General features: G+C 62.0%; 12 protein-coding genes. 8 read left to right on the top strand and 4 right to left on the bottom strand.

Translation table 11 applies throughout. The annotated features are described in order from the left end of the window. Positions 1–10 precede the first annotated feature (10 nt). Positions 11–454, top strand: coding sequence for a type II toxin-antitoxin system RatA family toxin (locus A9D15_RS02925; RefSeq protein ID WP_066761613.1), 444 nt, complete (start codon positions 11–13; stop codon positions 452–454). On the opposite strand, the gene A9D15_RS02920 is transcribed toward A9D15_RS02925, so the two are convergent. After that, positions 455–979, bottom strand: a complete 525-nt coding sequence (locus tag A9D15_RS02920; RefSeq protein WP_066761611.1) for a CinA family protein — start codon at positions 977–979, stop codon at positions 455–457. Positions 980–1,024: 45 nt separating this feature from the next. Beyond that, on the bottom strand, positions 1,025–2,182 hold the full coding sequence (locus A9D15_RS02915) for a bifunctional 2-C-methyl-D-erythritol 4-phosphate cytidylyltransferase/2-C-methyl-D-erythritol 2,4-cyclodiphosphate synthase (RefSeq protein WP_066761609.1): 1,158 nt from the start codon (positions 2,180–2,182) through the stop codon (positions 1,025–1,027). Between the two features lie 121 nt (positions 2,183–2,303). Between A9D15_RS02915 and dusB the strand changes: the two genes are divergently transcribed. From dusB to hflX, 7 genes are all read left to right on the top strand, one after another. Further along, a complete protein-coding gene (gene dusB, locus A9D15_RS02910; protein ID WP_066761607.1) occupies positions 2,304–3,329 on the top strand; it encodes a tRNA dihydrouridine synthase DusB in 1,026 nt (341 codons plus the stop codon). Then, positions 3,326–4,447 (top strand): two-component system sensor histidine kinase NtrB, encoded by a 1,122-nt coding sequence (locus A9D15_RS02905; protein ID WP_082924216.1) that lies wholly within the window; start codon positions 3,326–3,328, stop codon positions 4,445–4,447. The genes dusB and A9D15_RS02905 overlap by 4 nt, the downstream gene beginning before the upstream one ends. Beyond that, on the top strand, positions 4,444–5,892 hold the full coding sequence (locus A9D15_RS02900; RefSeq protein WP_066761604.1) for a sigma 54-interacting transcriptional regulator: 1,449 nt from the start codon (positions 4,444–4,446) through the stop codon (positions 5,890–5,892). The genes A9D15_RS02905 and A9D15_RS02900 overlap by 4 nt, the downstream gene beginning before the upstream one ends. Positions 5,893–5,964: 72 nt before the next feature. Continuing rightward, positions 5,965–8,235 (top strand): sensor histidine kinase, encoded by a 2,271-nt coding sequence (locus tag A9D15_RS02895; RefSeq protein ID WP_082924215.1) that lies wholly within the window; start codon positions 5,965–5,967, stop codon positions 8,233–8,235. A 22-nt stretch (positions 8,236–8,257) separates the two neighbouring features. After that, complete coding sequence (ntrX, locus tag A9D15_RS02890; RefSeq protein WP_066761601.1) at positions 8,258–9,637, top strand: nitrogen assimilation response regulator NtrX; 1,380 nt, start codon at positions 8,258–8,260, stop codon at positions 9,635–9,637. Positions 9,638–9,776: 139 nt separating this feature from the next. Beyond that, complete coding sequence (gene hfq, locus A9D15_RS02885) at positions 9,777–10,331, top strand: RNA chaperone Hfq (RefSeq protein WP_066761599.1); 555 nt, start codon at positions 9,777–9,779, stop codon at positions 10,329–10,331. A gap of 13 nt (positions 10,332–10,344) precedes the next feature. Then, positions 10,345–11,661: a GTPase HflX gene (gene hflX, locus A9D15_RS02880; RefSeq protein ID WP_066761597.1), complete on the top strand. Its 1,317-nt coding sequence runs from the start codon at positions 10,345–10,347 to the stop codon at positions 11,659–11,661. Here the strand turns inward: hflX and mazG are convergent. Continuing rightward, positions 11,656–12,447 carry a nucleoside triphosphate pyrophosphohydrolase gene (mazG, locus tag A9D15_RS02875; protein ID WP_066761595.1) on the bottom strand — a complete coding sequence of 264 codons (792 nt, stop codon included), beginning with the start codon at positions 12,445–12,447 and terminating at the stop codon, positions 11,656–11,658. The genes hflX and mazG overlap by 6 nt on opposite strands. A 245-nt stretch (positions 12,448–12,692) precedes the next feature. Further along, the gene (locus A9D15_RS02870; RefSeq protein WP_066761594.1) at positions 12,693–14,087 is read right to left on the bottom strand and encodes an ISNCY family transposase; all 1,395 of its coding nucleotides are present in this window, start codon (positions 14,085–14,087) and stop codon (positions 12,693–12,695) included. Between the last annotated feature and the right edge of the window lie 113 nt (positions 14,088–14,200).

The raw sequence follows: 14,200 nt of genomic DNA, 5'->3' as shown, positions 1-14,200 counted from the left end.
ACCCGAAGCGATGCCGTCCATTCGCGAGAGCCGCGAGCTACCCTATAGTGCCGAACAGATGTTCGCCCTCGTGGCGGACGTCGGCCGTTATGCCGAATTCCTCCCTTGGGTCGTGGCGACACGCGTGCGTTCGGACAGCGATACCGAGATGGTTGCCGATATGATGGTCGGCTTCAAGGCGCTTCGCGAGAAGTTCACTTCCAAAGTTCACAAGGAACGACCCACGAAGATCGTCGTCGAGTACGTGGACGGTCCGCTGAGCCATCTCGAAAACGCGTGGCATTTCGAGCCGCTGAGCGAGACGAGTTGCCGTATCGACTTCTGCGTCGACTTCACGTTCCGCAATTCGGTGTTCGAGGCACTGGCCGGCCAGTATCTCGACCGCGCTTTCCGCAAGATGGTCGGCGCGTTCGAGGAACGGGCGCGCGAGCTTTACGGCCCTCCCGCCCGCTGATCAGGCCTGCTGCGTGTAACTACGCGGCAACAGCAGTTCGAGCGCGCAGATCGCGGCCCGATGCCGCACTTCGGGCCGCGTCGTGCATTCGAACTTCTTCAGCTCTGCATGCGGTTCGGTATCTTCCGCGTCCTTCTTGCGCGCACGGGCAAAGACGACGGTGCCGACAGGCTTCTTGTCCGTTCCGCCATCGGGTCCGGCAATACCGGTTATCGCGACCGCAAGATCGGCGCTGGAATTGGCGATTGCGCCTTGCGCCATCGACCAGGCTACGGCCACGGAAACCGCACCGAACGTTTCGATAAGGTCGGAAGGGACGCCCAGCATCTCCATCTTCGCGTCGTTAGAATAGGAGATGAAAGCGCGGTCGAGCACTGCCGACGAACCGGGAATCTCGGTCAGCGCGGCGGACACCAGCCCGCCGGTGCAGCTTTCCGCGACGGCAATGGTCGTGCCCATCTCGCGGTGAGCGTCGACGACCTTTTGCGCCAATTCGATGATATCTTGAGGGAGTAGTCCGTTCATGGAATCCGTCAGTCTGCGGGTTGGCAGAACGCGTGCGTCAATACGTCACGCCGATTGTAGCAGGACTTGCGCTTGGGCCGCGATGCCTTCGCCGCGGCCGGTAAAGCCAAGTCGTTCGGTAGTCGTGGCCTTCACCGATACGCAACCAATGTCAACGCCCATAAGTTCCGCGACCCGCGCCTGCATGGCCTCGCGGTGGGGGCCTACCTTGGGTTTTTCGCAAATGACCGTGATGTCCGAATTGGCGATGGAATAGCCAGCTTCGCCGACAAGCTTCACCGCGTGGCTCAGGAAGATATGCGACGCAGCGCCCTTCCACTGCGGGTCCGAAGGCGGGAAATGCTGGCCTATATCGCCCATTGCCGCCGCACCCAGAATCGCATCGGTGAGAGCATGGAGGGCAACGTCGGCATCGCTATGGCCCGACAACGTTTTGTCGTGCGGGATATGGACACCGCAAAGCCAGACCCCGTCGCCATCGACGAGGCGATGAACGTCATACCCGCTCCCGATGCGGAATGAGGGCCTCGCGTGCCGCGCCTCTGCCAGCGCGAAGTCGGCAGGGTGGGTCAGCTTTTCGAGCATCGTATCTCCTTCGACCAGCGCGACATTGCCGCCGGCGTGACGCAGCATCTGGGCATCGTCGGTCGCTTCCTTATCGGCTGGCCATGCCTTGTGAGCAGCCAGAATGTCGGCAAAGCGGAAGGCTTGCGGTGTCTGAACCCGCCAAATCCCATCACGCGGAACGGTATCGCCAAGAGCACCGTCGCCCCGCGCAAGAGTATCCACCACAGGCAGCACCGGGATCGCACCGGTATCGATATCGAGCGCCGCAATCAGGCCATCGATCACTCGCGCGGGAAGAAAGGGCCGCGCCGCATCATGGATCAAGACGCGGTCCGCACCGCCGTCGTCGGCAATTGCCGAAAGCACGTTCAGCACCGATTGCCGTCTGCTCGCACCGCCGATTACGGTCTGCGGCACAGGGGAGGGCGCAACCGCCTCTGCCAGCATTTCGTCTTGGCCTTCGCCAATCACGACGATCACCTTGTTGATTTCGGGGTGTGCCTCGAACGCGCGCAGTGCATGGGCGACGAGGCTACTGCCCGCCACTTTCCGATACTGCTTGGGGATCGCACCGCCGGCTCGCTCTCCGCGACCGGCTGCGACGATGACCGCGATTGTCTGGCTTTCCGAATTCATCGGCGCGCCATAGCCGCAGGCGCGTCGCCAATCCAGTGGGCGCTAGTGCCGACCTTGCGAGGGGGTTGTCCAACCTCGCGCAGTTCTGTAATGGGTGCCCAAAATTTAGGCACATTCGCAGATGCAACATTCAAAGCCCCCCAAGCTGGACCCGATCTATATAGGTCCGGTCAAAATCGACTCCCCCGTGATCCTCGCGCCCATGACCGGCGTGACCGATCGCCCGTTCCGCACGCTCGTCCGCCGCTTCGGTTCGGGCCTGAACGTGACCGAGATGATCGCCAGCCCCGCAATGATCCGCGAAACGCGCCAGTCGATGCAAAAGGCAGACTGGGACCCGTGCGAGGAACCGGTTTCCCTTCAGCTTGCCGGTTGCAACCCGACCGAGATGGCCGAGGCCGCCAAGCTCAACGAAGACCGCGGCGCGGCGATCATCGACATCAACATGGGCTGCCCCGTAAAAAAGGTGGTCAATGGCGACGCGGGCAGCGCCCTGATGCGCGACCTGCCGCTGGCCGCCAGCCTGATCGAAGCGACGGTGAAGGCCGTTTCGGTGCCCGTTACCGTGAAGATGCGCATGGGATGGGACCATGCCAGCCTCAACGCGCCCGAACTTGCCCATATCGCCGAAGATCTGGGCGCAAAGCTCATCACCGTCCATGGTCGCACCCGCAACCAGATGTACAAGGGGAGCGCCGACTGGGCGTTCGTGCGCAGCGTGAAAGATGCGGTCTCGCTTCCTGTCATAGTCAACGGCGATATCTGCGGTATCGACGACGCCTCGAATGCGCTTGAGCAGAGCGGCGCGGACGGCGTGATGATCGGCCGCGGCGCCTATGGCAAACCGTGGCTGCTGGGCCAGGTGATGGACTGGCTGGACGGAGCCCAAGTGCGGCCCGATCCAACGCTGGCCGAGCAGTACGAGCTTATCATCGAGCACTACCGCATGATGCTCGACCACTATGGCGAGATGACCGGTGTTCGCATGGCCCGCAAGCATCTCGGCTGGTACACCAAGGGTCTCCCCGGCTCGGCCGAGTTCCGTAACAAGGTGAATTTCGTCGACGACGTAGATGAAGTCGTCGCCATGCTGCGCGATTTCTATGCGCCCCTGATCGAGGGCGAGCCTGAACGGAGGGCCGCTTGATCCTTTCAGGAAGCAACGACCTTCCTGACGCGGCCAGTCAGATTGCCAGTCTGCCGCAAGCCGTCATTCTTTTAAGGCCCGGACTACGCATCGCTTCGGTGAACGCGGCGGCAGAACAGTTGTTGGGGCAGGGCGCCCGTCGCCTTTCCGGCAAGGCGCTGTCCGCCGTGATCGAATTCGGCGAAAGCCGACTGATCGAGATGATGCGGGACAGCGACGTGCAGATCAGCGCACGCGACATTGCCGCGAAGATCGGCAAGTCGGATGCGGCGCGCCTGAATCTCGCCATTGCGCCGGTCATCGGGCATGACGGCTGGCAAATTCTGACGCTGACAGCCCCGGCCGAACTCGAAGGCCTTGAGGCCGATGAGAGCGAGCGGGACAATAATGCCCTGCGCGCGCCTGAGATCCTCGCGCACGAGATCAAGAACCCACTGGCTGGAATTCGCGGGGCGGCCCAGCTTCTGGCTCGCAAGCTGCGCGCCAAGGACCGCTCGCTCGCCGAACTTATCGCGGACGAGGTAGACCGCATCGCGCAACTGATCGACCAGATGCAATCGCTAAGCCGACGGACCCGCGAACCGGCACGGCCAATCAATCTGCATGTCGCCGTGCGCCGCGCCCTTCAGGTCGTGGAGGCGAGCAACCCGGACGGTGTCCGCATCGTCGAGGAATTCGACCCTTCGTTGCCCGAAGTCATGGCGAACAACGATGCGCTGATGCAGGTCCTGATCAACCTGCTGACCAATGCGCGTGAGGCCTGCTCGGGCTCTGCCAAGCCGCTTGTGACGGTGCGCACCCGTTTCGCAAGCGGTATCGCGTTACATTCGCAGAGCCGTCTCTCACCCTTGCGCCTGCCGATCGAAATTGCCGTGTCCGACAACGGCCCCGGCATCGATCCTGCCGTCAGGGAACATATTTTCGAACCTTTCGTCACTTCCAAAAAGAGCGGTCAGGGCCTCGGCCTTGCACTGGTCCGCAAGCTCATCCGCGACATGGACGGGCGCATCAGCCACGATCGTGACGAAATCGCCGGGATTACCAGCTTCCGCATTCATTTGCCGGTCGCCGAAGTGCTCGCAACCGCCAACCATAAAACCGAAGAGATTGAGTCATGAGCCACCCGGTTCTCCTTGTCGAAGATGACGCATCCATCGCCATCGTAATCACCGCCGCCCTTGAAGACGAAGGGCTCGAAGTCGTGCGCTGCGATAATATCAAGGACCGCGATCGCCTGCTGCAAGAGCAGAGCTATGCCGCGATGCTGACCGATGTCGTGTTGAAGGACGGCGACGGGATCGAGACCATCGGCACTGTCACCGAGGGATACCCACAGATGCCGATCATCATCCTGTCGGCGCAGAACACGCTCGACACCGCTGTCCGCGCGACGGAAAGCGGGGCGTTTGAATACTTCCCCAAGCCGTTCGACCTCGACGAGCTTGTCCGCGCGGTCAAACAGGCCATCGGCAGCGGCGCGGCACCGCAGGTCGCCAATGTCAGCGAGGACACGATCGGTCTCCCGCTCGTCGGGCGCTCGTCCGCGATGCAGGCCGTCTATCGCATGATTACGCGCGTCATCCGCAACGACCTCACAGTGCTGATCCTCGGCGAATCGGGCACGGGCAAGGAACTGGTCGCGGAAGCCATCCATCAGCTTGGCGACCGTAACCGCGGGCCGTTTGTCGCCGTCAACACGGCCGCGATCCCTGCTGAACTGATCGAATCCGAACTGTTCGGCCATGAGAAGGGCGCTTTCACCGGCGCGGTCAGCCGTCATATCGGCAAGTTCGAGCAGGCACAGGGAGGCACGCTGTTCCTGGACGAGATCGGCGACATGCCGATGCAGGCACAGACCCGCCTTTTGCGCGCTCTGCAGTCCGGCATGATCCTGCGGGTTGGCGGCCGCGAGGAAGTCCCCTTCGATGCACGCATCATCGCCGCGACGAACAAGGACCTTGCCCCGATGATCGAGGAAGGCCGCTTCCGCGAAGACCTTTTCTACCGTCTTAACGTCGTGCCGATCCAGCTACCGCCGCTGCGCGAACGCGGCGACGACATCAAGGCGCTTGCCCGCCATTTCTTGTCGCAGGCCGCGAGAGATGGTCTTCCAGCTCACGCGCTGAGCGATCCTGCAGCGGATCTGCTTTGCAAACAGCCGTGGCGCGGCAACGTGCGCGAGTTGAAGAACTTCATCTACCGCCTCGCGCTCCTCGCCCGAGAGGACGTGATCGACGAGCAGGCGATCCATGCCGCGATGAACGAGACCACACCCGTCGCCAGCGGACAGGCCGCGCCCGATGTCGAGGCGGGCCCTGCCGGCAAGGATGACCTTGCTACCGCCTTGGGCCGCTGGCTGACCGCGAACGCGCCTGAGCAAGGCGAGATCTACGCCAAGGCCATAGCCGCGTTCGAGCGTCCTCTGTTCGAGCACATGCTGTTCGCAACCAACGGCAACCAGCTTCGCGCCGCCCAGATGCTGGGCATCAACCGCAACACTTTGCGCAAGCGGTTGGCCGAACTGCAGATCGACCCGGAGGTATACGCCAATCGGGTCACCTGAAGCGGCGAAGCGTCTGACAAATGCGAGAATGCCCTTGCAATCGCGCAACAGGGCTGTTGTATCTTCGCAACGATGACGGCGGACACTTCCGGACAGACCTTCGATGCGCCTGAGCGCAAGCCGAATTTCGGCTCCGAAGGTGTGGACTGGTCTCGCTTCACGCGCAGGTTCGGCATCTTCTGGCACAAGGCGAACGGCTTTCTCATACTTGAGGTTCTGCTTGTCGCCGCGTTGTTGCTGGTGCTGTTCGGCGGTTGGCTGACACTGGGCGACGGCGACACCCGGGGGCAGTTGCTCCCGCTCGCCACCACTACGACGCTGCTTGTTGGCACGCTTGTTCCGGCCATGGCACTGCTCATGCTCGCGGGACGGCGCCTTGCGCTCAGGCGCGCACGCAAACGGATCGGCAGCACCGGGCAACTGCACGTCCGGCTCGTTTTCTTCTTCTCGCTCATCGCGGCCGTTCCCACGCTGCTCGTCGTGGCTTTCGCGTCGTACCTGTTTCAGTCCGGCGTAGAGTTCTGGTTCTCCGAACGCTCCCGTGGCCTTCTGGAGGACGCGAACCAGCTTGCCCGCGGCTATTACGAACAGAGCCAGCGCGACATCGGTGATGAAACCGTCGCTATGGCTGGTGACGTACGTTTTTACCTCAGTCAGGTCTCGATCGCCTCGCCCGAATTTGCCGAGGCTTTCACCCGGCAGGTCGTCATTCGCAAGCTCAACGAATCCGCGATTATCGAACGCGGAGATGACGGCACTATACGCACGGCGGCCATCGTCGATCCGGATCAGGAAGCAGGCCCGCAGCGGATCGAAAGCAGCACCTTCGACCGGCTTACCCAGGGCGAATCCGTCGTCGTCACGGCAACGGCGCAGCGGATCGAGGCGGTGACGCCGCTCGACCGCGACCGGAACATCTATCTCTACACGGCCCGAAAATCGGATCAGGAAGCACAGGAACAGTGGCAGCGCGCGCAGAGCGTACTTGCCAACTACGACAGCCTGACGCGCAATGCGCGCTCGCTCCAGTTGCAGTTCAACATCGCGCTCATCGGCATTTCGCTGGCTCTCGTGGCGCTGGCGGTCTGGTTCGCCTTGCGTTTTGCCGACCGGCAGGTTGAGCCTTTGGCTGCGCTTGTCACGGCCGCGCGGCACGTCGGCGCGGGTGATTTCAGCAAGCGGGTCGATGGGCGTACCGGCAACGACGAGATTGGCCTGCTCAATCGTGCTTTCAACCGCATGACCGAGCAGATTTCCGGCCAGACCCGTGCCTTGGTCGAGGCGAACGAACTGCTCGTCGAGCGCCGCGCTTTTACCGAAGCCGTTCTCGATTCCGCGACGTCCGGTATCGTGTCGGTAGATGACGACGGCTCGATCCTGCTTATCAACGGTTCGGCAATCGCGATGCTGTTCGAAAACGGGGAAGGGGAGGCCATCGGCCGGCCCCTCAGCGAAATCGCGCCGTCGCTTGCCGATCATCTGGAAAGCGGGCGAAGCGGCGGCGTCGTCCAGCATGCGCGCGGCGGCGATACGCGCACTTTGGCAATTAAGGTGGCACGTACACGGCACGGTACGGTCCTGACTTTCGAGGACATCACTCGCCAGTTGCTCGACCAGCGCCGTGCCGCATGGTCCGACGTCGCCCGGCGCATTGCACACGAGATCAAGAACCCGCTGACGCCGATCCAGCTTGCAACCGAGCGTCTTGGCCGCCGTTACCGCCGCCAGATCGAGACCGACACCGAGTTGTTCGACGAACTTACGCAGACGATCATTCGTCAGGTTGGCGATCTGAGGAAGATGGTGGACGAGTTCTCCAGCTTCGCCCGCATGCCCAAGCCCAACTTCCGCAGCGAGGACGTATCGGACCTCGTCAGGCAGGCGATGTTCCTGCAGGAAGTCGGCAATCCCGAAATTGGATACCGCTTCGAGGCGTTAGACGGCGACACGATGATCGCGTGCGACCGTCATCAGGTCGGCCAGGCGATGACAAACGTGCTCAAAAACGCGGCGGAAGCGATCGAGACCCGCAAGTCGCAGGACGGCCCGGACTATCGCGGCACGATCAAGGTCCGCCTGGCACCCGACCGCGATGGCGTTACAGTCACCGTGACCGACAATGGCATCGGCCTTCCCATGGAAGGCGACCGCATCGTCGAGCCCTATATGACGACACGAGAGAAAGGCACAGGCCTCGGCCTCGCCATCGTCCAGAAGATCCTGGGCGAGCATGGCGGCAATATCTCGTTCGAAACGGCCGAAGAGGGCGGCACCCTCGTCCGCTTGCGTTTCGCTCGCGACCCGTTGAGCGAATTGGCCCCCGAAGCCGAGGCCGCACAATGATCACACAAACGGAAGGCGCCCCATGGCACTCGATATTCTGATCGTCGACGACGAACGCGACATCCGCGAACTGGTCGCCGGTGTGTTGTCGGACGAGGGCTATGACTGCCGGACGGCAGGAGACAGCGTCGCCGCACTCGCCGCGATCGACGAAACGCGGCCCAGTCTCGTACTGCTTGACGTCTGGCTCCACGGGTCACCGATGGACGGGCTGGAAGTTCTGGACGCAATCAAGCAGCGCGAGCCGGACCTGCCGGTCATCATCTTCTCTGGCCACGGCAATATCGACACTGCTGTCGCCGCAGTCAGCCGCGGGGCCGTGGATTTTATCGAGAAGCCGTTCGAATCCGAACGCCTGCTCCACATGGTCGAACGCGCGACCGAGACAGAGCGTCTGCGTCGCGAGAATCAGCAGCTGCGTCAGGGAGAGAGCACGTTCGACGAGTTCACCGGCGCTTCGACCGCGATCAACCAGGTCCGCGCGACACTGAAGCGCGTGTCGGGGACGGGCAGCCGTGTCCTCATCACGGGCCCCGCCGGTGCAGGCAAGGAAGTCGCGGCGCGCCTGCTCCACCATTGGAGCCCGCGTGCTGACAAGCCTTTCGTCACGATCAATTCGGCCCGCATTACGCCCGAACGCTTCGAACAGGAGCTTTTCGGCGAGGAACAGGACGGCAAGCTGATCCGGGCAGGGCTACTTGAAATGGCGGACGGCGGGACGCTGTTCTTCGACGAAGTTGCGGACATGCCCGAATCAACCCAGGCCCGCATCCTGCGCGTCCTGACCGATCAGGCCTTCGTGCGCGTCGGCGGCAACCGCCAGATCCGCGTCGACGTGCGCGTCGCCTCGGCAACCTCGCGCGATCTTGAGGAAGAGATCGCCGAGCGCCGGTTCCGCGAAGACCTGTACTATCGCCTCAATGTCGTGCCGGTCTCGATCCCCCCGCTATCGGAACGCCGCGGCGACATTCCCGCACTTGTGGACCACTTCTTCGCCCGTTTCGCCAGCGGGCAGGGCGTTCCGGCCCCTGAAGTGACCGACGACGCCATGGCCGTCCTGCAAAGCTACGACTGGCCCGGAAACGTGCGCCAGCTTCGCAACGTGATAGAGCGGACGATCATTCTTGCGCCGCGCGACAGGCTCGCCCGGATCGAAGCGGACATGCTGCCCGGTGAAATCACGCAAGAGGAAAGCGGCGAGAGCAGCGGCATCACCGCGATGATGGGAATCCCGCTGCGCGAGGCCCGCGAACAGTTCGAGCGGGAATACCTGCGCATCCAGATTCGCCGCTTTTCGGGGAACATTTCCCGCACGGCCAGCTTTATCGGAATGGAAAGGTCGGCACTTCACCGCAAGTTGAAGTCGCTGGGGATCGCCGACCATCGTGACGATAACGACTAAAATGCTGCAATTGCGAAATTAGGCTTTGCAGACCGGTCCGAAATGTTAAACTGGGCCCTGAAACTCGGTCGATCCGCATTGTCGGAGAGGCCAGATTGCGGACGGGAATGCCCGCCGCCAACAAAAAAGGAGGCCAAAATTGGCTGGCAAGACGTTATCTATCAAGACGCCCCCTCCATCGGAGAAGGCGGAACCTGCACCGGCACCTGCGCCCAAGGCTTCGCTTAAAGGCAAGAACCTGCAGGACTTGTTCCTCAACCACGTTCGCCGCAACAAGACCCCGGTGACGATGTTTCTCGTCAAGGGCGTAAAGTTGCAGGGTATCGTGACGTGGTTCGACAATTTCTCGATCCTGCTGCGCCGTGACGGACAGTCGCAGCTGGTCTATAAGCACGCCATCAGCACGATCATGCCGACCGCGCCCGTCGATGCCAACCAGTTCGACATCATCGAGGACGGGAAGGGCAAGCGGCAGCTTCAGGACGTGTTCCTGTCGTCGGTGCGCGATGCCGAAGTCCAGGTCACGATGTTCCTGATCAACGGCGTCATGCTTCAGGGTCGGATCGCATCGTATGACCTGTTCTGCATGCTGCTGGAACGCGAAGGCTATGTTCAACTAGCCTACAAGCACGCGGTTTCGACCGTGCAACCGGTAACCCACGTCGACCTCTCTGGCGACTGGGACGAGGATTAAGCGAGAAGTCACTCTGGGTGAGGAAATAACCGGGGAGGTCACACGCGGCGCACGCGCTGTCGTGGTTCTCCCGGACATACGCTCCGCCAACATCGCGGATCCCGAAGCGCGGCTCGAAGAGGGCTGCGGCCTTGCGCTCGCCATCGGTATCGAGGTGGTGGAAAACTTCATCGTGCCCATCCGCGACGTGCGGCCGGGCACCTTGTTCGGCTCTGGCCAGATCGACCGCATCAAGACTGCCTGCGATAAGGAAGAGGCCGAACTCGTCATCGTCGATGGTGCGCTTTCGGCGATCCAGCAGCGCAATCTGGAGGAAAAGATCAAGCGCAAGGTCATCGACCGCACCGGGCTCATCCTCGAAATCTTCGGCGAACGCGCAGCAACGGCGGAAGGTCGGCTTCAAGTCGAACTGGCGCATCTCGATTACCAGGCTGGCCGCCTCGTGCGTAGCTGGACCCACCTTGAACGTCAGCGCGGCGGCTTCGGCTTCCTCGGCGGCCCCGGCGAAACGCAGATCGAAGCGGACAGACGCATGATCCGCGACCGCATGGCCCGCCTGCGGCGCGAACTCGAACAAGTCCGCCGTACCCGCGCCCTTCACAGGGCACGACGGGGAAGGGCCCCTTGGCCGGTGATTGCTCTGGTTGGTTATACCAACGCCGGCAAATCGACGCTGTTCAACCGGATAACGGGCGCGGGCGTGATGGCAGAAAATCTGCTCTTCGCGACGCTCGACCCGACTATGCGAGGCATAACGCTGCCCGGTGTTGAAAAGGCGATCCTGTCGGATACCGTCGGCTTCATCTCAGACCTGCCGACGCAGCTCGTCGCCGCCTTCCGCGCGACGCTTGAAGAAGTTACCGGTGCGGACGTAATCGTCCATGTCCGAGACGTGTCCAGCCCTATGACCGAGATGCAGAAGATCGAGGTCGAGCAAGTGCTTGCCGATCTTGACGTCAACACGGACGACGAGGGGGCCTTGCGCATTCCGGTCGTCGAGGCATGGAACAAGTGGGACGCAGTCGACGAGGGGCGCAAAGAAGAGCTTCTGGCCATCGCCGAGCATTCGGACATTCCCGTGGTGCCGATCTCGGCCCTGACGGGTTATGGCGTCGAGGATCTGCAACGCCGCGTTGCCGATATTCTCACGGCGTCGTCACGCGTCCATCTGTTCAATCTGCCGATCGGGGACGGGCAGCGGATTGCCTGGCTTCATGCTCATGGCGAAGTTTTGAGCGAGACGACAGTCGATGGCGAAGAGGGTAGTCCCGAACTTGCGATTGAGGTCAGGCTTGACCCGCGGGAATATGGTAAGTTTCTCAGCTTATGAAGGGCTTGAGGGCTTTTCCTCAGATTTGACCTTATTCCACAATACGTCCTGCGCGGCCAGATCAAGAGCAGCGAAATCGGACCCTGAATGCGCCGCCAGTTGCTCCATTCCGGAAAATCGACGCTCGAACTTTGCATTTGCAGCCCTTAGGGCGTCCTCAGCCGAGATACCGTTCTTGCGGAGCCAATTGACCATGGCGAAGAGCATGTCGCCGGCTTCTTCAAGTCGATCCGCATCGTTTGTGGCAGCTTCGAACTCGCCGATTTCTTCGCGGAGCTTGTCTGCGGCTCCCCTCTGATCCGGCCAGTCGAAACCGACCCGCGCCGCACGCTTCTGAAGCTTCTCGGCCCGTAGAAGCCCTGGCAGACCAAGCGCGACGCCGTCGAGAGTGCCTGTCTGGGCCTTGTCCTTGCGTTCGGCAGCCTTGATTGCTTCCCATTTCTGACGAACGGTGGTGGCCGAGCCATCGCCTTCGTCGCCGAAGATATGCGGATGGCGACGCTCCATCTTGTCCGAAATGGCGGCAGCCACATCGTTTAGGTCGAACAGATCCGCTTCCTCCGCCATCCGCGAATGGAAAACAACCTGCAGGAGCAAATCGCCAAGTTCATCCTTGAGATCGGCCATGTCATCGCGGGCGATTGCATCGGCGACCTCGTAGGCTTCTTCTAGAGTGTAGGGCGCGATTGTCGTGAAAGTCTGCGCCAGATCCCATTCGCATCCGCCAATTGGATTACGAAGTTGCGCCATGATGGCGACAAGACGGTCGATCGCTGTTTTCTGCATGGCCTGTGGCTAGGTCAAAGCTTGGGGCGTTGCAATTGTGGAGCAGGGCACCGCATTTCGCCAACCTCTGCGCCAATATGTTCGTGCAACTTAGAGAAGACCCTATTTCCGCCAGATAGAGATGTCACCGTTTGATGCAGCAGGGGTAGCGCGTAGCCCTGCGATCCTGCGCAGCGCTGCCCCTGCTGGTGCGCTGGTCTATCAGATGTCAGTCTTCGGACCCGCTGCGTCAGCAGTGGGCCCTCTCAGACCCTTTCGCCCATGCGCTGGGCCCGTTCAGCCGGGGTCAGGCGCCGGAGCGGAGGGCGCCCACGCTTGCGCTTAACCGTCGGTTGGTCCTGCGGCGCAGGCGAGGGGAACATGTGCGCCCCCTGCGAGCTGCGGCACGGCTCATTTTTGTTTCGCTTCCGCGGGGGCAGCAACTCCTGCATCGCCTTCGCCACCGCCAGCGCCGCATCGAGATGCTTGTTCTCGACGATTGCCGCCTGGTTCACTTGCCGGATCTTGTCGTGCATGCGGTAGGGAAGGACGTGCTCGCCATGGCGGATCTCGAGGCGGCCGTCCGGGTATTCACAGACCTCGACGCGCTTGCCCGCCAGCGACCGGCTGATCTCGTTAGGCTTGAGAATAAAAAGCGCCTTGTTGTAATGCAGCGCCAGTGCCTGCGTTACCGTGCGCCACTCGCGCCAGACCATCTCCGCCTTGAGATCGTCGTGCAGGGCGAGGGGGCGATGCACATCGCGCGGATCGAATGGCGCCCTGGCGAACCGCTGATTGTGCCGCGCCATATAGCCCGGCAGGAACGCGTTGGCATCGCCGATCGTCGAGATGCCTTCTAGGCGCATCGCCTTGACCAGACGGTCCTGCAGTGTCGCGTTTGCCCGCTCGACCCGGCCCTTGGCCTGCGGTGAGTTTGCGCAGATGATCTCGATGTTCAACGCCTCGAGCGCCCGCCCGAAGTGGGTCATGCCGTCGCTCTTGGCCGAGGCCGTGTTGTTGCGGAACACGGAGTGCTTGTCCGAATAGAACGCCACCGGCTTGCCGTGCTGCTCGATATACTCGCGGGTTGCGTCCATGTAGGCGAACGTACTCTCGCTCTCGACCATCTTCAGGTGCATCAGCTCGCTGGTGGCGTCGTCGATGTAGACCAAAAGCGTGCATTGCGGCCCGCGGTCCTCGAACCACCAGTGCTTCGAACCATCGACCTGGACCAGCTCGCCGCGGCAGTCCCGGCGATAACGGGGCTGATAAGGACGTGGGCGGCGGGCATCGCGGTCCTTCCAGAGTCCTTCCTGGATCATCCACTTGCGCAGCGTTTCGCGCGAAATGGTGATCTGGTGCCGCTCCGCAAGATACTCGGTCGCCAGCGTCGGACCGAAATCATGGTAGTGCTCACGGATCAGGCTGAGAACCCGGTCGCGCAACTCCGCCTTGAACGTACGGTTGCTCGGACGGCCGCGCTTCCAGGAAACGAGACCCTCGGGGCCGTCTGCGTGCCACCGGTCAAGCAATCGGTAAACCTGTCGCCGGCAAACCCCGAGAAGCACCGCTGCATCTTCGATCCTCAGTTCGCCACGCTCGAAACGAAGCAGCGTATCGTGCCGTGTAAGCTCGCCATGGCTCATCGCCACCACCGTCATAGCCAAGTCCTCCCGCCTTGCAGGAAGACATGCCACCGGAACCGCGAGACGTCCCGGTTGTGACATCTCTAACTTGCGGGGAGTGACATTTCTAAATTGCGCTTACAACAATA

This window comes from Croceicoccus pelagius (genome assembly GCF_001661915.1).
GTDB lineage: Bacteria > Pseudomonadota > Alphaproteobacteria > Sphingomonadales > Sphingomonadaceae > Croceicoccus > Croceicoccus pelagius.
The sequence above is the reverse complement of the archived record's forward strand: the minus strand, read 5'-3'. Positions and strand labels throughout refer to the sequence as shown.